Source organism: Cohnella terricola (genome assembly GCF_007786475.1).
In the GTDB taxonomy this organism is placed as follows: Bacteria; Bacillota; Bacilli; order Paenibacillales; family Paenibacillaceae; genus Cohnella; species Cohnella terricola.
In genome coordinates this window covers 352603-371063 of sequence record NZ_VNJJ01000002.1, presented here as the reverse complement: position 1 = coordinate 371063, position 18461 = coordinate 352603, and the positions used below count along the sequence as shown (strand labels likewise).

Below are 18461 nucleotides of genomic sequence, written 5' to 3'. Positions count from 1 at the left end.
GAGTTATCCGCATGAAAAAATCATTTCGTCTGATTTTGCTTACCGCATTGGCTTTCGTGCTTTCGACGTCTACCGTTTTCGGAGCCGTCACCAAGAAATCGGAAAAGAAATCGGTTAACCTGCTTAACGTTTCCTATGATCCGACCCGCGAATTGTACGCGGAATACAACACGGCCTTCGCGAAGTATTGGGAGAAGAAAACCGGCCAAAAGGTCAACATCAAGCAATCCCACGGCGGTTCTGGCGCACAGGCTCGCTCCGTCATCGACGGTCTCGAGGCGGACGTCGTCACACTAGCGCTCGAGTACGATGTAACGGCTATCGAGAATAAAGGCCTGATCGCCAAAGGCTGGCAGAAGCGCTTGGCGAATAACAGCGCCCCTTACAAATCGACGATCGTGTTCCTCGTACGCAAAGGCAATCCGAAGAAGATCAAGGACTGGGACGATCTGATCAAATCTGACGTCGGAGTCATCACACCAAATCCGAAAACGTCCGGCGGCGCACGTTGGAACTACTTGGCGGCGTGGGGCTATGCGCTGAAGCATAACAACAACAGCCAAGACAAGGCGAAGGAGTTCGTGAAGAAGCTGTTCGAGAACGTACCGGTGCTTGATACAGGTGCTCGTGGATCGACGAATACGTTCATCGAAAAAGGAATCGGAGACGTTCTGATCGCGTGGGAGAACGAAGCTTATTTGGCGAAGAAGGAGTACGGCGACAAGTTCGAGATCGTGACGCCTTCCTTGAGTATTCTGGCCGAGCCGACCGTCGCTGTCGTTACGAAAAACGTCAACAAACACGACACGCGCCAAGTCGCGACCGCTTATCTGGATTATCTGTACACGGAAGAAGGTCAACGAATCGCGGCGAAAAACTTTTACCGTCCGATTAATGCCAAAGTCGCCAAGGAGTTTGAGAAAAATTTCCCGACTCTTAACCTGATCACGATCGACGAATTCGGCGGCTGGGATAAAGCGCAAGCCGAGCATTTCGCGGACAAAGGAACGTTCGACCAAATCTATGTGAAAAAGTAAGCCGCTTGCGCAAAAAAATGATCTTTATATATCCCCATTGAAACGAGGAGAAATGTCCCATGTCCAAACCTCTTTCGCGTCCTGCATTCCGTAAAGGAATGTTCGCTGCGGCAACCGCACTCGCGGCCGCTCAAATCTTGACCTTCGGCTACACGCCGTCCGCTAATGCGGCGGTAAACCCTGCCGTTTCCGTGGACGGCCTTGCGCAAGCCGGGCTGAAAACAGCCACGATCAAGGGAACGACCTACGTTCCTGCCAAAACTTTCGCGTCCTCCATCGGCGCGACGCTGAAATGGGATCAATCGACCCAGGCAACAATCTTGTCGCAAGGCACACGCACGATCGTTCTCGTCGCCGATGCCAAGACGGCGACCGTAAACGGGGCGCAAACGCCGCTGCGTGAAGCCGCCGTATGGAAGGACGGCCAGCTGTGGGTGCCGGCCCGCGCCACGGGCGAACTGTTCGGTGCCTCGGTCATCTGGGACGGCGCGACTTCAACGGTCCGCATTACTCCGAGACTAAGCCCCTACGAGAGCAACGGCAAGCAAGGGTTCGTTAACGTATTCGGCGAGCCGGTTATCGCGGCGAAATACGACGAGACGAACGGATTCAGCGAAGACCGGGCGATCGTGAGCAAAAACGGCAAATTCGGCTACGTCGATTACGCGGGCAAAGCGGTAATCCCGCTGCAGTACGACCAAGCCTTTGATTTCTCGGACGGCTTGGCTTTAGTCGAACTGAACGATAAGTCTTCTTATATCGACCCGACGGGTAAAACGATACTAAGCCCCGAGTACGACGAGTTGTTCGACTTTTCCGAAGGTTTGGCTCTCGTACGCAAAGGAGAGCTGTTCGGGTACATCGACCATTCGGGCAAGGAAGTCGTTCCGCCGAAATTCGAAGACGCTTTTTACTTCTCCGGGGGCTTGGCGGCCGTTCAGATCGAAGGCAAATACGGCTACATCGATCGGACGGGTAAAGTCGTCATTCCGGCGATCTACCAGCACGCGTTCGACTTCAGCGACGGCTTGGGTCTCGTTCAAGCGGAGGGGGAGAACGGAGAAGGTTCTTTCGGTTACGTAAATGCCAAAGGGGAGCTGGCGATTCCGGCAGCATACGCCCAGGGCTTCTCGTTCAGCGAAGGGCTCGCCGCAGTAGCGGATGACGGAGTATTCTCCTACGTGAACCGGAAGGGCGAGAAAGTGCTGACAACGAAGTACAAGGACGTCGGTGATTTCCATGACGGCTTGGCATACTTCGAGGAAGGCGGCAAGTACGGCTATATCGACAAAAAAGGAAAAGTCGTTATTCCGGCTCGGTACGATTCGGCCGAAGCGTTCCGGAGCGGCCTGGCGCGCGTCTGGATTGATACGGAAGCGAAGCTGATCGACGTGAAGGGGAACGCTGTCGCTAATGCGACGGTCCCTGCTGCGGAGGAAAGCGCGGCCTCTCCGGAAGCCGATAAGGCCGCTTCCAAATAAGAATAGTTGAAAGAAAAGGAGCTAAGCACTTGTGTGTGCTAGCTCCTTTTCTTGTATGCCCAGCGTGGGCGATGATCAATTCACCTCACCCGAGCTAACGGATCTGACGGCACCTATTGCCCGATTGTCCGCCGAATGAAATTCTAACGGACGCAGCAGCCGCTAATCGCTCGAATAAGGCCGAAATTGTGCTTATCGAGGATAATAAGGTCCCTGGTGTCCGCTAGATTTCGGAAAACGCCGATTTCGGAGAAATAGCGGCGCTGACGTCCGTTAGCCAGAAGAGCGGGAGTAACTAGGTGCGCACAACGGTGCTGAATAGCAGAAACGTAACATGGGATAGCCAATTAGTCTCTGAGACGGTAGCGGTTCGTAGAAACGTTGGGCGAGGAGAGTAACTAGATGTGCACGACTGTGCTGATTCGTAGTGTTGGCGCGGACATGGCACCGATTGTAACACTCTAACGGACATGACAGCCGTTAATTGCTCGATTCTCCGCCGAATGAAATTCTAACGGACGCAGCAGCCGCTAATCGCTCGAATAAGGCCGAAATTGTGCTTATCGAGGATAATAAGGTCCCTGGTGTCCGCTAGATTTCAGAAAACGCCAATTTCGGAGACATAGCGGCGCTGGCGTCCGTTAGCCATGAGAGCACAGACATTAGGGCATAGCCATAAGGGCATGGGTCATACCACACCACACTAACGATCCGCCGCCATCTCGCGGAACGAATCCTCCGCAGCGGCCAGCGTTGCGTCGATATCGGCTTCGGTATGCGCCGTCGTCAGGAACCACGCCTCGTACTTGGACGGAGCCAGATAGACGCCGCGTTCCAGCATGCAGCGGAAGAAGTGGCCGAACAGCTCGCCGTCGGAGTGTTGCGCCTCTTCGTAGTTCGTGACCGGACCGGCGCAGAAATGCGTGGAGAACGCCCCGACGATCCGGTTGATCGTCAGCGGCACGCCATGCTTGTCCGCCGAAGCCTGCAGGCCTTCGCATAGCCGGGTGGCCTGCGCTTCCATGCGGTCGTAGATGCCCGGCTCGCGCAGCACTTCCAGGCAGGCGATGCCGGCCAGCACCGACGCCGGATTGCCGGCCATCGTGCCAGCCTGATATGCGGGACCAAGCGGCGCGATCATTTCCATCAGATCGGCGCGTCCGCCGTAGGCGCCGATCGGCAGTCCGCCGCCGATGATCTTGCCAAGGGCGGTCAGATCCGGACGGACCGCGTCCTGATCCGGGAAAGCGGAGAATGTCTGCGCCGAGCCGTAATGGAAGCGGAACGCGCTGATAACCTCGTCGTAGATGACGAGCGCGCCCGCCTCGCGGGCCATTTTGCACAGTCCCTCCAGGAAACCAGGCTTCGGCATCACCATGCCGAAATTGCCGACGATTGGCTCGACCATGACGGCCGCGACCTGGTCGCCCCATTGCTCAAGCGCGGCGCGCAGCCCATCCAATTCGTTGAACGGTACGGTAATGACTTCACTCGCGATGCTCGGCGGAATACCCGCGCTGTCGGGAATGCCGAGCGTCGACGGGCCGGAGCCAGCGGCGACGAGAACAAGATCGGCATGCCCGTGGTAACAGCCGGCGAACTTGATGATCTTGTTCCGTCCGGTGAACGCCCGGGCGACGCGGATCGTCGTCATGACCGCTTCCGTGCCGGAATTGACGAAGCGTACTTTATCCATCGACGGAATAGCTTCCTTCAGCGCCTGCGCCAGCCGGATCTCGTGTTCCGTCGCGGTACCGTAGAGCGTCCCGTTCTGCGCCGCCCGCACGATCGCCTCAGTAACCCGAGGATGGGCGTGTCCCGTTATGATCGGACCGAACGCGGCCAAGTAATCGATATATTTGTTGCCGTCGACGTCCCAGAAATAAGCGCCCTCCGCGCGTTCCATGAACACGGGGGCGCCTCCTCCGACGGCTTTGAAAGAACGGGAGGGGCTGTTGACCCCTCCGACGATATGCTGCTGTGCTTCCTCGTACAGTCGCGCTGAACGTAATCTTGGATTCATTTTGCGTAACCCTCCACCCACGATATTTCTAACCCCTTACTTCTTCGTGCCCGCCCCAGCGCTCGAGGAAGGCGAAGGCTCCGGGGATTCCATCGTCTCATCCTTGCCCAGCACTTCTTGAATATAGCCTTTGAGCGCGTCGCGGTTGCGTATGCCCAGCATGGCCGAGCCGCCCACCTTCTCGTCAAAGACGAGATCCATCGGTGGAAGCTGGGAGGAACCCGCCTGGTGGGATTTATAACCAAGACTCGCGAGCTTTAACATGTCCCCTGCTGACATGTTCGTTTCCACGAACGGAATGACCTCTTCGAGAATTTCCGGCAGTTTGATCAGGTTCCACCCGTTCTTCAGCTTGCCAGCGACGGCTGCCAAGAAGTCGCGCTGCCGTTCGGTGCGGGTGAAATCCGACATCTTGTCGTGCCGGAAGCGGACGTACTGCAGCGCCTTGTCGCCGTCGAGATGCTGCTGGCCCTTTTTCAGATCGATATCGAATTTGTGCCCGTCCGCAGCGTCCGTATATTTCATATCCTTCTCTACGTAGAAATCCACGCCGCCGAGCGCGTCAACCAGTTGGATGAACCCTTGAAAATCTGCGTATACGTAATATTGGATATCCAGTCCGGTCAGATTGCCGATCGTCTTCATCGCCAGCTCCGGACCTCCGAGCGTAATCGCCACGTTAACGCGGTTATCCTTGTACCCTGGAATCTCGACGTGCGTGTCGCGAAGGACGGAGAACAGATGGATTTTTTTGCTCACGGGATCGAAAGACGCGATCAGCATGGAGTCGGAACGGGCGACTTCGCCTTTCCGCAGCCCTCTCTCGTCTCCGCCCATCAGCAGAACGTTCACCCGTTCGGAGCCTTCCCATTCCGGCGGCTTGTACTCCTGCTTTTCCTCGAAATGGCCGAACCGGGACTCTTCCTTCGACTTCTTGGCGTGGGAGAGCTCGTTATAATTGGACCAGATCCACCATCCGACGAAACACAAAATAATAAAGACCAGGCTCAGTATGATCGTTAGCGTAACCTTCCACTTTTTGCGCATTGCTCTATGTCCTCTCGGTAAGCAGTATGTTAAAATTATAAAGTTTAGGCCATCAAATACGCAAGTTAGAGGGGATATGTCCAGGCCGGCAAGCCCTAATGAACTCGACTTGATCACAGGAGGTTCACATGTTAGCCATAGATGTTCATGATCTGCGCAAGCAGTTCAAAGTACAGAAAAACCGCGAAGGCCTCAAGGGCGCTCTAAAGGATTTGTTCAAGCGGGAGCATACCGAGGTGGCAGCGGTTAAAGATATCAGCTTCCAGATTCCGCAAGGCGAAATATGCGGATATATCGGGGAGAACGGCGCGGGCAAATCGACGACGATCAAGATGCTGACAGGCATCCTCGTGCCGACTTCGGGCAAGCTGGTCGTGAACGGTTTCGTTCCTTATAAGGACAGAGAAAAATTCGTGCAAGGCATCGGTGTCGTGTTCGGTCAGAGAAGCCAGCTCTGGTGGGATATTGGCGTCATCGAATCGTTCCAGTTGCTCAGAAAAGTATACCGGGTGGGGGAAGCGGACTTTCGCGCGCGCTTGGACGAGCTGGTGGAGACGCTGCAACTGCAGGATCTGCTCAATCGCCCCGTTCGGAAGCTGAGTCTCGGGCAGCGGATGCGCTGCGAGCTCGTGGCGGCGCTGCTGCACAATCCGTCCATCTTGTTTCTGGACGAGCCGACGATCGGTCTCGATATCGTGGTGAAGACGGAGATTCGCGAGTTTCTGAAAAGGTTGAACAAGGAGCAAGGCACGACGATTCTATTGACGACGCACGACTTGCAGGACATCGAGGCGCTCTGCTCCCGGGTCATTATGCTGGACGACGGCCGGATTATCTACGACGGAGGTCTTGAAGAACTGAAGTCCCGGTGGGGCAAAGGACGGGAAGTGCAATTCCAGTTCACCGATCCGGTGTCGCTTGCCGCGGTGTCGGCGTATACCGGGGATATGGCCGTTCGTTGGTCGCTTGAGAATGACGTCACCGCGAAGGTGTGGATTCCCCGCGAGATGAACGTGTCGGACGTGCTCTCCCGCGTGGTTGGCCAGAAGGAGATCAGCGATATTAAGATTTTCGAGACGAATACCGACGAGATCGTGCGGGAGATCTACCAGTCGGGCAGCGCGGAGGCGCCGAGGGATTTGTCTGCTCTATCCGATGATAACGCTTCGGAGAAAGAGCCGGCGAAGGCGGGAGCGGGCGAACGATGATAAGCATGTACTTGGATTTCGTCCGCATTCGGTTTCTGATGATGCTCGCTTATCGGGTGAATTATTACAGCGGCATCGTGATCTACGCCATTAACATTGGGGCTTATTATTTTCTGTGGAAAGCGATCTTCGGAGAAGCGGAGACGCTGCAAGGGTTCACGGTTATCCAGATGTCCACATACGTCGCCGTATCGTGGATGGCGCGGGCGTTTTATTTCAACAATCTGGACCGCGAGATTTCGAACGAGATCGTCGATGGCAGCGTGGCGATTCAGATTATCCGTCCGTATTCCTACCTGTTCGTGAAAATGATGCAAGGATTCGGAGAGGGACTGTTCCGTCTGCTTCTGTTCATGGTGCCGGGGATGATCGTCGTATCATTCATTTTCCCGATCGAGCTGCCGAAGGACCCGATGCAGTGGATCGTCTTTTTCGTGATGATCTGGTTCAGCTTTCTGATCAATTCGCAGTTGAATATCCTGACCGGGCTGGGCGCGTTTTTCTTCGAGAACAACCAGGGGCTGATGACGATGAAAAGAATTATGGTCGACCTGTTGTCGGGCGTCGTCGTTCCGATCGCGTTTTTCCCTGGTTGGGCAATATCGGTGCTGAACTGGCTGCCGTTCCAGGCGATCACATATTTGCCGGGGTCTGTGTTCACGGGGCGTATAGAAGGAGCAGACGTATGGAACGCGCTGCTCGTGCAGGTGGCTTGGACGGTCGTACTGATCATTCCGATTATGCTCGTCTGGCGAGCGGCGCGCCGCCGGCTGTTCGTGCAAGGGGGTTGAGAGGATGAGTCGATTCGCTTTTATGGTGAGCCTGTACCGCGATTATTTCGCCAATTATATGAAAACGAAGCTAAGCTACCGAGCCGACTTCTTAGTCGAAGTGCTGTCGGATCTTATGTTCAACGGGCTTAACCTCGTGTTTATTTTTATCGTGTTCATGCATACGCCTTCGCTCGGGAACTGGAGCGAAGCGGAAGTCGTGTTCGTGTACGGTTATTTTATGATCGCTTCAGGGTTGTTCTCGACGTTCTTCAGCGCATGGAACTTCAGCGAGCGATATATCGTCAAGGGGGAGATGGACCGGGTCTTGACCCGGCCGGCGCATTCACTCTCCCAGGTCATGCTTGAGAATATGGACCCGCCCTCGATCGTCGGGGCCATCGTCGGACTGGTTATTATGATCACGTCCTGGTCGACGCTCGGGCTGCCGTTCCATTGGTACGATCCGCTTGTCCTGATCGTCATGGTGCTCGGTTCTTGCTTCATCTATATGGGCATCTACACGGCGATGTCGGCGATCTCCTTCTATTCCGACGCGCCGACGGGAATCGGGCCGCTTATCTATAACATTCAGAACTACGGCCGGTATCCGGTGGAGATCTATAACAAGACAATCAAGTTTCTGCTGACGTGGCTTCTCCCGTTCGCTTTCGTGGGCGTGTATCCGGCGTCGTTTTTCCTCGGGCGTCTCGATGAATGGTGGATGCCGTGGCTGACTCCGGTCGTCGGCATCGTCGTGCTGTCTCTTGGCCTCGGCTTCTGGAACTACGGCGTGAAACGGTATCGGGGCGCGGGAAGCTGAGTCACGGCATGTGTAATTCGTCACAAAAAGGCTCAATCCTCTTGTATTCGCGAGGGGGTTGGGCTTTTTTGTGTTGCCGACGGGAACTGCCGGGGGAGCTAACGGAACTGACAGCCGTTATTTGCCGATCAGCCGCCGATTTGAATGCTAACGGAACTGACAGCCGCTATTCGCTTGATCATGGACGGATTCACGCTTTGCGAGGCGCAATAAGGTCTGTGGCGTCCGTTAGATTTTGTGAAACGTTGATTTCGATGAAATAACGGCGCTGGGTTCCGTTAGAATGGGTTGCTGTAGTGGAATTAGGGCAAAGAGAACAGTGCTCGAGCTTGGGGTCTCTATTCAAGATATAGAACAAAGGCAAATTCATTCGAAACGTTAGAAAGGCTGTAAGCCGTCCATTTTTGGGTTGTATTACATCGCGATAGGATAAACCGGATTTACTTATAATAATCTGGTATAATATTCCTGTATTTGCATTAAGGTTTCTAGAACAGATAGTCCCTTTTAAAATTGCATCTGGAGTGAGTAATGTGAAAGCCTTTATTCGAGAAAGTAAGAAAATCATTAGAGATGCTATTAATAACAAGAAGTTGATTATATTTGTGGGGGCAGGAGTATCGGTGAACTCTGGTTTTCCTACTTGGGAGGAACTTGTTAGAAGATTCGGTGAGGGTCTTGGAATTGATTGTGATAATCTAAACCAAGATGATTATTTAAGAATTCCACAATATTATTATAATTCTAGAGGGAGAAAAGAATATTACGAATTGATTAATAAGGTTTTCAATAAAAATGTTAAACCGAATCCGTTACATAAAACATTACTGGAACTAAAACCATATCATTTCATTACAACGAACTTTGATGATTTAATTGAAGACGCTGCACGTGAAAAAGGAATGTTTTATGATGTTGTATCGAAAGACGAGGATTTACCTTATACCCCTAATAATAATATGATTTTAAAAATTCACGGAGATTTAAAAAATAAGAACATAGTACTAAAGGAAGACGACTTTTTGTCCTATTCATCAAATTTTAAATTAATCGAGAATTATGTGAAATCGTTGCTTTCAACACATTTAGTATTGTTTGTTGGCTATTCAGTAAATGACATTGATGTAAAGCTAATATTCCAATGGGTCAAAGATGCTTTGAAGAAAGATTTTCAGCCTACATACTTTTTAAGTACAGATACTGCTTCGAGTCTAAATCTCATCGAATACAACTATTTTAAAAACCGTGGGATTAATATTCTTTATACCACTGAAATTGAAAATTTAGAGGAGTATTCCCCTATTGTTCCAGATAATCTTTCGGATGAAAGGGCGATACGATTATATAATTTTTTGAGATATTTAAGTACTTCAGATAATTATTTAGGGACTGTATTAGATTATTATCATACAAAATTAAGTAATTTGAACAAGTTAAACAGCGTCAGATTGCAGGATATTTTTGAAGTATTAAAAGTAAATATTTCATATGATTTTAGTTTGGATGGATATATATATTTATCTGATCCCCAAGTTATTTCAATGTTTCACCAAATGAACGAGTCGAAAAAGAGTAACGATGTATTATCGCAAATAAAAGCAAGACTAATTAGTGAAGTGTTTTTAAAAGCCAAGGTTGTTGGAGTTAAGGAAAGAAATATCGAAAGTCAAAAAGAGAAATTAATATTCGAGTTCAATAATTCATTAATAAAAAGTGAAGAACTTATTAATCATATTATTCAGATTGATTATAAAAAAATAAAGGAATGGCTCGATTCAGATGCACAGGAGTTAATTATCGAAGGTAATGAGCAACATTTCTTAAAAAAAGCATTCGCCTATTATAAAACAGATGAATTTTATGAAGCCTATAAATTACTTAAACGTATTTCCGATTACTCATTTAGAAGCAAAAACTATCATATTTACTTCATATCTGAAGTAAATAGAAATACCGTAGGGAAGCTAATAACTAGGAGTATTTGGTACAAAATTCAGAGTGAAGAACAAAGGAAATCTATTGAAGATGAAATTAACTCAATAGATATTGAAACTATTTTCTACAGTATTCCAGATCAAAGCCGAGTAAGTGTTTCATTTGTAAGGGAGATTATTAATTATAATTGCGTTTACTCGACATTTAATAAGATTACAAACCTAGTCTACAAAGTTGATGAAGAAAAAAATACAACGTATTACGGTAATACCAAGTTTGGCAAAATTCATGAATTACAACGTGAGGTTAAACTTTTTTGGGATTATATTAACTCTAATTTTATATTTTTTGATAACTATTCTGAAGTACGAGATGTTTATAAAAGATATGTTGAGGGTGTAATAATTAGTTTAAGTATTGATGAGAGTGTTACTGATGAGAATCCCTTCTTTGGATTCAAAGGAAAAAAAGTGAAAATGAATCACCTGGATTATTTCACATATTTCATTATGATAACCTACCTCGATAAGAGTTATATTCAAAAACTATTTACTAAATATAATCTACAGTTGATTGAGGTTGAAGATATTAATAATTTATTGCTCTCTTTTAAGAATATGATAAATTCTATAATCACAAATGGTTTTTCATTGTTCTTTAATGAAGTTCTAGAAAATTCTTTTACTGTCTTGTCTAGAGTTGATTTGAGAAATGAGGAAAATTTTTCTTTCATTATTAAAAAATTTACAGAACTGGTACAGGAGAAAAACGTAAGTGAGCTTGTATTAAGAAATTTTACTATATTTATAGTTGGGCAGCACAAGCGATTTATAAGCAATATCAATTGTAAAATTCTTGATAAGTTACTTGTTGTTATTTTGCAGAAGAATATATCAAATATTAATTCAGAAATTGTAAACCTGGTGGATTCTACAATAAAAATAATTAAAAATAAAAATTCAGAATATGTCACAGAGAATATAAATTCTTATAAAGCCTTAACAAGTACTACACAGGAGTTAGAAATAAGGAAAATTTTAGTATCATTATTTAAATTCTATCCAGTAGAAGAGAAAGAGAAAATAAGCGAAATTATAGTAGTTTTTTTAAATAGTAAGTTTAATTATGATCTTTACTATTCCGCAGTCCAGAAAAAAATAATTACCAGTTCAGTAATATATGAAGATAAAATTGTTGATTTAATAGAAGGTGCTATTCATAAAAAAAATAATGGGACTAGAGAATTTCCAGATCCGATTGATAGTATGTTAGAAAACATAGCAGAGCTGATTTTTAATAATAAGTTACTCAATCCTGAGAAATTCAAAAAATATTATAATTATAATGCTATATTTGATTTATTAGTTGATATTGAAAATTTTAAGTATGAAGAGTTTAAGATTGAATGGCTTGAATTGTTCACTGATCAAGTACATGAGCGAGTTTCAAGCCATGAATCCGGAAAGAGAATAGTAAGAGAAAAAGTCATAGCTTTTATTATTGACAACGAATTAAGCAAAAGAAGTAAAGAAGTTTTCTTTAATTTTTATAATTAAACATCCATTAATAATTGTGAACCAAGTGTTTATCTTCAATTAGAGCATATAGGGTATCTCTTTAGTACTAAGACCCGTATTTGAAGTACAATTAAAGAGCGGTAGAGAAATCGATATGAAGTGGAAAGATCAAATTTGGGAGTTAACCTCTTCGTGGATAAAGAAAGAAATCTTAAAAAGAATTACTTTGACCGAAGCGTTATCTTTGATTAAAGCGCAACGCCCTGATTGGTACAAGACTTATTCAGATTGCATTCTCCAACTATAGGTAAGAAGCTCTAAAGGTTACCCCTTTAGGGCTTCTTTGTTTGGGAGGCAATTCATCCCCACAACTCCCCAATATAAATCTAAATAGTTATCTCTTCGGTCGGGAACCTTTCGGGCGTTTGAGTGATCTAATTAATAATTACTTAATCGAGTCAGCGATGCTGATCGCTTCCGTTTGCGAGGGAGCAGCAGCCGCGAGGGAGAAGCGAAGATGGATATTCAGGAAGTGATGCGAGCAAGACAGGGTGATCGGGAGGCATTCACTCGTCTGATGCGGCAATTGGAATCTCCGATGTACGCCGTCGCCAAGCAGATCTTGCAACGTGACGAAGATTGCGCGGATGCGATGCAGGAAACGGTGTTAACTGCCTATAAGTCGGTACATGCGTTACGGGATCCTGCTTATTTTCGAACTTGGATGATCCGAATTCTGATTAACGAGTGCCGCCGATTGTTGAAACAACGAAAGAAACAGATACCGTTACCGAACCTATCGGACAAGCATTCCACATCCGGGGGATACGAAGGAATGGAGTTGCGCGAAGCCATCGACAGCTTGGACCTGCCGATGCGGCTAGTCATCGTACTCCATTACATGAATGACTTGCCGATCAAAGAGGTGGCGAGGACGTTGGACATTTCGGAGGGTACGGTCAAGAGCAGGCTCTATCGCGCAAGGGAGAAGCTTCTGCTGTGGCTAGAGCCTTTAAGGGGAGTTGAGAGCAGTTATGAATCACGATAAACTCATTCGTTCGTTACGGGATAACAAGGATTTATTATCCGATCGAATACCCGATAGCATTAGAGAAGCTCTTGATCATACCTACGAGCGACTTTCGGAAGTCGATCTGAAGCCAATTCGCAATCGTCGGCGGAACCGAGGAATTATTATGCGCGCCGGTTTGTCCGTCGTCGCGGCGCTGATTGCGGGAGTACTTCTGATCGGTTCGGGTTTCATCTCGCCGGCTATGGCTAAATCGCTTAAACAGTTCCCATGGATCAATAGTCTGTATGAACATTTCGGGGATGCGGGTCTAATCGCCGCTACTCTCAACGGGATGGTGAAAGAAGAAACCTACAGCCAGACCAAATCCGGCCGAACCGTTACGGTATCCGACTTCATGTACGACGGGGCTAGGCTATCCGTTGCGGTTAAAGTCCATGTCGATGGAAAACTGCCGGATTACGCGATCGAAACGTTTAGCGTGAATGCCAGGGTGAACGGAGAGGAAGGTCCATATACGTTTAGCATCGGAGCGACGAAACGGATAGACGATAGTACGGCGGTTCGAATCATCAGTATGGGGCATTCCGGCTTCGACGGGAGAACAAGCGAAGCGTACGAGTTCCCCGACGCTTTCGAACTTACGCTTAAGATTGCCACTGCTCCGCGGAAAGGCGTAGATAACGGCATATATGAATTTACCGTTCCGATTGAGAAAAACGCGCCGGGGGCGGTCGAATTGTCTTCAACCGAAGAGAAGCAATACGAAGGTGTCACTTTGCGAATCGAGAAATTGGAGATTACCCCGGCCACGATTCAACTGATCACTTTGTTGGGGATGAGCGCCAACTCGGAGGTGGAGCCGCCCGCTCGGTTTAACGGGAATAAGTTTTTGTTATACGCGCTTTTCGATGAGAACGGGAACGAATTCAAGAGCGTGAACGGAAGCAGCGGCGTCAGAGTCGGAGAACAAGATTTATTCAAAGGAACGCAGAATTACGAAGGAACCGCGACATTGCCGAAATCGATCACGATTAAGCCTTATGCGGGGTGGATTAAGGGGCCGAACGGAGAAAGATTAAATAATTACATTAAAGAGTTGGAGATCACGCTGGAATTGCCGTAAGAAGCGCCTTCGGGCGCTTTTTTACTTGTACACGTCCTATTTTTGAATTCCACCGAATGCTGTGATAGGCTTGAAGGCGAGAAAATGTAACCTTAGAAGGAGCTTCAACGATGACCCAACCACGCATCGGACAACCCGCCCCGGACTTCGAGCTTCCCGCCACGAACGGGGGCACGGTCAGGTTGAGCGATTATCGCGGCCGCAAGGTCGTGCTTTATTTTTATCCGAAGGATATGACCGCTGCATGTACACAAGAATCCTGCGACTTCCGCGACGCGACTCCCGATTTTGGAAGGTTGAACGCGACTGTTCTGGGGATCAGCACCGACGAACTAAAACGGCATTATAAGTTTATCGAGAAATACGAGCTTCCGTTCCCGCTCTTGTCGGACCCGGAGCATCGCGTCTGCGAATTGTATGGCGTCTGGCAGGAAAAGCAACTGTACGGAAGAACCTATATGGGTATCGTTCGCTCCACCTTTCTGATCGACGAGAACGGGATTCTAGCGCAGGAGTGGCGGAACATTCGGGTCAAAGGGCACGTAGACAACGTGTTTGCCGCGCTGCGAACAGACTGAATCATTCATGTAAAAATGGTTGCGATTGGTAGAGACGTCGGTCTATAATGCAAATACAGGAGATGATCTGATGAATCCGAAATCGAAGGTTTCGTTCCAAACCTTAAGCCGCACGAAACTCGTCGACGAAGTCGTCGTTCAACTGCAAAAGAAAATATCCGGTGGAGAGCTCAAGGAGGGAGACAAAATCCCGACCGAACCCGAGCTGATGGAGCAATTCGGAGTGGGCCGTTCCACGATCCGTGAAGCTGTCAGGGTACTCGTTCACGCCGGACTGCTCGAGAAGAAGCAGGGTTTCGGCACGTATTTGGCGTCCTCTTCCCAAGTCATCCAGGAGCCTCTCGAGCATCGGTTGAGACGGGCGGAGATTTTCGAGGTGTACGAGGTTAGGAAAATGCTGGAGCTTGAGATTTCGAGGTTGGCCGCGGAGCGCAGGGACGAAGAGGATCTCGAGCAAATGCGGCGCCATCTGGATCAACGTTCCGAAGCGTTGAAGAAGGGGGACCGCGAAGGCTTTGTGAACGCCGACGTTAAATTCCATATCGCCGTCGCCGTCGCAAGCAAAAACCATGTCGCCGTGGATTTGTATCGGACGTTCTCGTCCGTGCTGAGGGAGGCGCTCAGCAAGCTGGAGATGGAGAAGGAAGGTCATGATCCGAACACCGAGTGTCACGAGAAGCTATACGAGGCGATCAAGGCCAAAGACGTCGCCGCTTCCGAGCATTGGACGCTTCAGAACTTGAACTATACCGTCAGCCAGCTCCGGGAACGTGACGATTCGGGCCGTTAGCAGGGGGGGGGGAGCGTACTCCGACCCTCGTTCCGTTGCCCGCTGTACGCTCTAGTCTAATTTGAAACGTCAGATGATAGGATGAATACAAAAAAGATAGAGGTGGAGAAAATGAATATGAATAAAGCGTCGGCGGCAAAGCTGGCGTCTAGTCTTCCGACGAACACGGTCTATTCTATTTTATTATCAATCAGCATCGTCCATTTGTTGAATGATTCGATCCAATCGGTTATACCGGCCATCTTTCCGATTATGCAGCAGTCAATGAATCTCAGCTTCGCGCAGATCGGCTGGATCGCGTTCACCTTGAACGTTACCGCTTCTCTGCTTCAACCTTTGATCGGGTTGTATACGGACAGTCGGCCGAAGCCGTTTTTGTTGCCTGTGGGGGTGCTATTCTCACTAATGGGGATGGTGCTGCTGGCATTCGCGGATACGTATGGGTTGGTTCTTCTGTCGGTCGTATTGATCGGTTTCGGATCGGCTGTCTTGCATCCGGAGGCGTCACGGGTGGCTCACTTGGCGGCAGGACAGCGCAAAGGGCTGGCTCAGTCGATCTTCCAGACCGGTGGCAATATCGGTCAAGCGCTGGCGCCGGTCTTCACGGCACTGATCTTCGTCCCGATCGGCCAATTCGGGATCATCTGGTTCACGATCGCAGCCGCCGCGGCTTTCGTCGTCCAGCTCTATGTGGCGAAATGGTACAAAGCGCACGTTGCCCGCAAGAACGCGGCCAAGACACGCGCGGTACATAAAGAGCCGCTGCCAAGAAGCACGATCGCTTACGCGATGACGATCCTCATTCTGCTTCTATTTTCCAAATTCGTATACATGGCCAGCATGACGGGCTTTTACGCGTTTTATCTGATCGATAATCGCGGCATCTCAACGGAGTACGCGCAAGTATTCATCTTCGCCCTGCTAACCGCGGGAGCGGTCGGAACCTTCCTCGGCGGTCCGCTCGCCGATCGGTTCGGCAGACGTAACATGATCTGGTTTTCCATCTTAGGAACCGCGCCGTTCTCGTTGCTGCTCCCGTACGCGAACTTGTTCTGGTCGGTCGTGTTATGCTTGTGCATCGGATTTATTTTGTTATCGGGCTTCTCGGTCATCATCGTATACGCCCAGGAGCTGCTGCCCGGAAAAGTGGGAACGGTGGCCGGATTGTTCTTTGGTCTTGCGTTCGGATTGGGCGGGATCGGTTCGGTCGTGCTCGGAACGCTCGCGGACGTGACCAGCATCTCCTTCGTGATCAAGCTGAGCTCGTTCCTTCCGTTGCTCGGACTTCTCGCCGTATTCCTTCCGACGGATAAAAAGCTGAAATTGGCGGAAGGTTGAAGGTTGACGCTGCCGAATACGCAAAGCTATAATAGCTTCAATTGATTGAGGGAGGCTCGGTTGAACAAGTGACTAACAACCAACATGAAATGATCGTGGTACTGGATTTCGGCGGACAATACAACCAGCTGATCGCAAGACGGATTCGCGACCTCGGCGTCTACAGCGAACTGCTTCCTTTTAACACTCCTGCGGATAAAATTCGTGAGCTTGCGCCTAGAGGTATCGTCTTCTCTGGCGGACCGGCAAGCGTATATGCGGATGGAGCACCTAAAGTCGACCCGGCGATCTATGAGCTCGGACTTCCGATCTTCGGGATCTGCTATGGCATGCAATTGATCACGCATCAGCAAGGCGGCAAGGTAGAGCCTGCCCACAAACGCGAGTACGGCAAATCGGATATCGACTTCGCCGAAGGCTCCGCGCTCGTTCAAGGACTGGCCAGCCGCCAGACTGTATGGATGAGCCATGGAGACCACGTCACCGAGCTACCGTCCGGCTTCCGCGTGGACGCGAGCACAGAGCACGCTCCAGTAGCCGCGATGAGCGATCCAGACCGGAAGTTCTATGCGGTGCAATTCCATCCGGAAGTACGCCACTCGGAGCACGGCAACGAGATGATCCGCAACTTCCTGTTCAACGTATGCGGCTGCCGCGGAGATTGGACGATGGGATCGTTCATTGACGATATGGTTGCGGATATCCGCAAGGAAGTCGGCGACAAGAAAGTATTGTGCGCCCTGTCCGGAGGCGTCGATTCTTCGGTCGTGGCCGTTCTGATTCACAAAGCGATCGGCGATCAACTGACGTGTATGTTCATCGATCACGGCCTGCTGCGTAAAGACGAAGCAGAGAGCGTGATGGAAACGTTCGTTGGCAAGTTTGGCATGAACGTCGTGAAGATTGACGCGAGCGAGCGGTTCCTCGGCAATCTGAAGGGTGTCGAAGATCCGGAACAGAAACGCAAAATCATCGGCAACGACTTCATTCGTGTGTTCGAGGAGGAGTCGGCGAAGTTCGACGACTTCACTTTCCTTGCCCAAGGCACGCTGTATACCGATATCGTGGAAAGCGGCACGGCGACGGCGCAGACGATCAAGTCGCACCACAACGTCGGTGGCCTGCCTGAAGATATGAAGTTTAAGCTGATCGAGCCGCTGAAGACGCTGTTCAAGGACGAAGTGCGCAGAGTCGGCGCGGAATGCGGCCTTCCGGAGGCGATCGTCATGCGTCAGCCGTTCCCGGGACCGGGGCTGGCGATTCGCGTGCTGGGCGAAGTCACGGAAGAGAAACTCGAGATCGTCCGCGAATCCGACGCGATTCTGCGCGACGAGATCGCCAAGGCGGGTCTCGACCGCGAGATCTGGCAATATTTCACCGCTCTGCCGAACATGATGAGCGTAGGGGTCATGGGAGACGGACGGACATACTCCCATACCGTCGGCATTCGGGCAGTCACGTCCATTGACGGAATGACGGCTGACTGGGCGCGTATTCCGTTCGATGTATTGGAGAAAATCTCCAACCGTATCGTCAACGAAGTGCAGAACGTTAACCGGATCGTGTACGACATTACGTCGAAGCCGCCGGCGACGATCGAGTGGGAATAACGATCGGATAACAGTAAACCACACCTGCATCGCTGAGAATTTGGCGATGAGGGTGTGGTTTTTTTTTTGATTGACACGCTCTAACGGTCTGGCAGACCGTAAGAGAGACGAGTTGCTATTATTTATGATTCACAAAGTATAATAATCG

General features: G+C 49.6%; 14 protein-coding genes. 12 read left to right on the top strand and 2 right to left on the bottom strand.

From position 1 onward, the window contains the following. Positions 1-11: 11 nt before the first annotated feature. Entirely contained in the window at positions 12-1037 is a 1026-nt protein-coding gene (locus FPZ45_RS04825; RefSeq protein ID WP_144698967.1) for a sulfate ABC transporter substrate-binding protein, read from the top strand. Positions 1038-1096: 59 nt separating this feature from the next. Then, on the top strand, positions 1097-2518 hold the full coding sequence (locus FPZ45_RS04820; RefSeq protein ID WP_144698965.1) for a WG repeat-containing protein: 1422 nt from the start codon (positions 1097-1099) through the stop codon (positions 2516-2518). Between the two features lie 703 nt (positions 2519-3221). Here FPZ45_RS04820 and FPZ45_RS04815 read toward each other — a convergent pair. Both FPZ45_RS04815 and FPZ45_RS04810 read right to left on the bottom strand, forming a co-directional pair. Then, entirely contained in the window at positions 3222-4541 is a 1320-nt protein-coding gene (locus FPZ45_RS04815) for a glutamate-1-semialdehyde 2,1-aminomutase (RefSeq protein ID WP_144698963.1), read from the bottom strand. 36 nt (positions 4542-4577) lie between these two features. Beyond that, positions 4578-5588, bottom strand: a complete 1011-nt coding sequence (locus FPZ45_RS04810; protein ID WP_144698961.1) for an LCP family protein — start codon at positions 5586-5588, stop codon at positions 4578-4580. Between the two features lie 128 nt (positions 5589-5716). On the opposite strand from FPZ45_RS04810, the gene FPZ45_RS04805 reads away from it, so the two are divergent. From FPZ45_RS04805 to guaA, 10 genes are all read left to right on the top strand, one after another. Next, a complete protein-coding gene (locus FPZ45_RS04805) occupies positions 5717-6796 on the top strand; it encodes an ABC transporter ATP-binding protein (RefSeq protein ID WP_144698959.1) in 1080 nt (359 codons plus the stop codon). Then, the gene (locus FPZ45_RS04800; protein ID WP_144698957.1) at positions 6793-7587 is read left to right on the top strand and encodes an ABC transporter permease; all 795 of its coding nucleotides are present in this window, start codon (positions 6793-6795) and stop codon (positions 7585-7587) included. The genes FPZ45_RS04805 and FPZ45_RS04800 overlap by 4 nt, the downstream gene beginning before the upstream one ends. 4 nt (positions 7588-7591) lie before the next feature. Next, positions 7592-8389 carry an ABC transporter permease gene (locus tag FPZ45_RS04795; protein WP_144698955.1) on the top strand — a complete coding sequence of 266 codons (798 nt, stop codon included), beginning with the start codon at positions 7592-7594 and terminating at the stop codon, positions 8387-8389. A gap of 533 nt (positions 8390-8922) precedes the next feature. Continuing rightward, complete coding sequence (locus FPZ45_RS04790; RefSeq protein WP_186438233.1) at positions 8923-11880, top strand: SIR2 family protein; 2958 nt, start codon at positions 8923-8925, stop codon at positions 11878-11880. Between the two features lie 478 nt (positions 11881-12358). Then, positions 12359-12889: a sigma-70 family RNA polymerase sigma factor gene (locus FPZ45_RS04785; protein WP_144698951.1), complete on the top strand. Its 531-nt coding sequence runs from the start codon at positions 12359-12361 to the stop codon at positions 12887-12889. After that, the gene (locus tag FPZ45_RS04780) at positions 12876-13997 is read left to right on the top strand and encodes a DUF4179 domain-containing protein (RefSeq protein ID WP_144698949.1); all 1122 of its coding nucleotides are present in this window, start codon (positions 12876-12878) and stop codon (positions 13995-13997) included. The genes FPZ45_RS04785 and FPZ45_RS04780 overlap by 14 nt, the downstream gene beginning before the upstream one ends. Before the next feature lie 110 nt (positions 13998-14107). Beyond that, a complete protein-coding gene (gene bcp, locus FPZ45_RS04775) occupies positions 14108-14575 on the top strand; it encodes a thioredoxin-dependent thiol peroxidase (RefSeq protein WP_144698947.1) in 468 nt (155 codons plus the stop codon). Positions 14576-14645: 70 nt separating this feature from the next. Next, positions 14646-15365 (top strand): FadR/GntR family transcriptional regulator, encoded by a 720-nt coding sequence (locus FPZ45_RS04770; protein ID WP_144698945.1) that lies wholly within the window; start codon positions 14646-14648, stop codon positions 15363-15365. 117 nt (positions 15366-15482) lie between these two features. After that, entirely contained in the window at positions 15483-16703 is a 1221-nt protein-coding gene (locus FPZ45_RS04765; RefSeq protein ID WP_144698943.1) for an MFS transporter, read from the top strand. Positions 16704-16792: 89 nt separating this feature from the next. Next, positions 16793-18313: a glutamine-hydrolyzing GMP synthase gene (gene guaA / locus FPZ45_RS04760; RefSeq protein ID WP_144699291.1), complete on the top strand. Its 1521-nt coding sequence runs from the start codon at positions 16793-16795 to the stop codon at positions 18311-18313. Positions 18314-18461 lie beyond the last annotated feature (148 nt).

Bases quoted from the DNA above. Each gene is read 5' to 3' on its own strand.
- FPZ45_RS04815 (WP_144698963.1), bottom strand. From the start codon at position 4,541: ATGAATCCAAGATTACGTTCAGCGCGACTGTACGAGGAAGCACAGCAG.
- FPZ45_RS04795 (WP_144698955.1), top strand. From the start codon at position 7,592: ATGAGTCGATTCGCTTTTATGGTGAGCCTGTACCGCGATTATTTCGCC.
- FPZ45_RS04770 (WP_144698945.1), top strand. From the start codon at position 14,646: ATGAATCCGAAATCGAAGGTTTCGTTCCAAACCTTAAGCCGCACGAAA.
- FPZ45_RS04805 (WP_144698959.1), top strand. From the start codon at position 5,717: ATGTTAGCCATAGATGTTCATGATCTGCGCAAGCAGTTCAAAGTACAG.
- guaA (WP_144699291.1), top strand. From the start codon at position 16,793: ATGATCGTGGTACTGGATTTCGGCGGACAATACAACCAGCTGATCGCA.
- FPZ45_RS04800 (WP_144698957.1), top strand. From the start codon at position 6,793: ATGATAAGCATGTACTTGGATTTCGTCCGCATTCGGTTTCTGATGATG.
- FPZ45_RS04780 (WP_144698949.1), top strand. From the start codon at position 12,876: ATGAATCACGATAAACTCATTCGTTCGTTACGGGATAACAAGGATTTA.
- FPZ45_RS04825 (WP_144698967.1), top strand. From the start codon at position 12: ATGAAAAAATCATTTCGTCTGATTTTGCTTACCGCATTGGCTTTCGTG.
- FPZ45_RS04765 (WP_144698943.1), top strand. From the start codon at position 15,483: ATGAATAAAGCGTCGGCGGCAAAGCTGGCGTCTAGTCTTCCGACGAAC.
- FPZ45_RS04785 (WP_144698951.1), top strand. From the start codon at position 12,359: ATGGATATTCAGGAAGTGATGCGAGCAAGACAGGGTGATCGGGAGGCA.
- FPZ45_RS04820 (WP_144698965.1), top strand. From the start codon at position 1,097: ATGTCCAAACCTCTTTCGCGTCCTGCATTCCGTAAAGGAATGTTCGCT.
- bcp (WP_144698947.1), top strand. From the start codon at position 14,108: ATGACCCAACCACGCATCGGACAACCCGCCCCGGACTTCGAGCTTCCC.
- FPZ45_RS04810 (WP_144698961.1), bottom strand. From the start codon at position 5,588: ATGCGCAAAAAGTGGAAGGTTACGCTAACGATCATACTGAGCCTGGTC.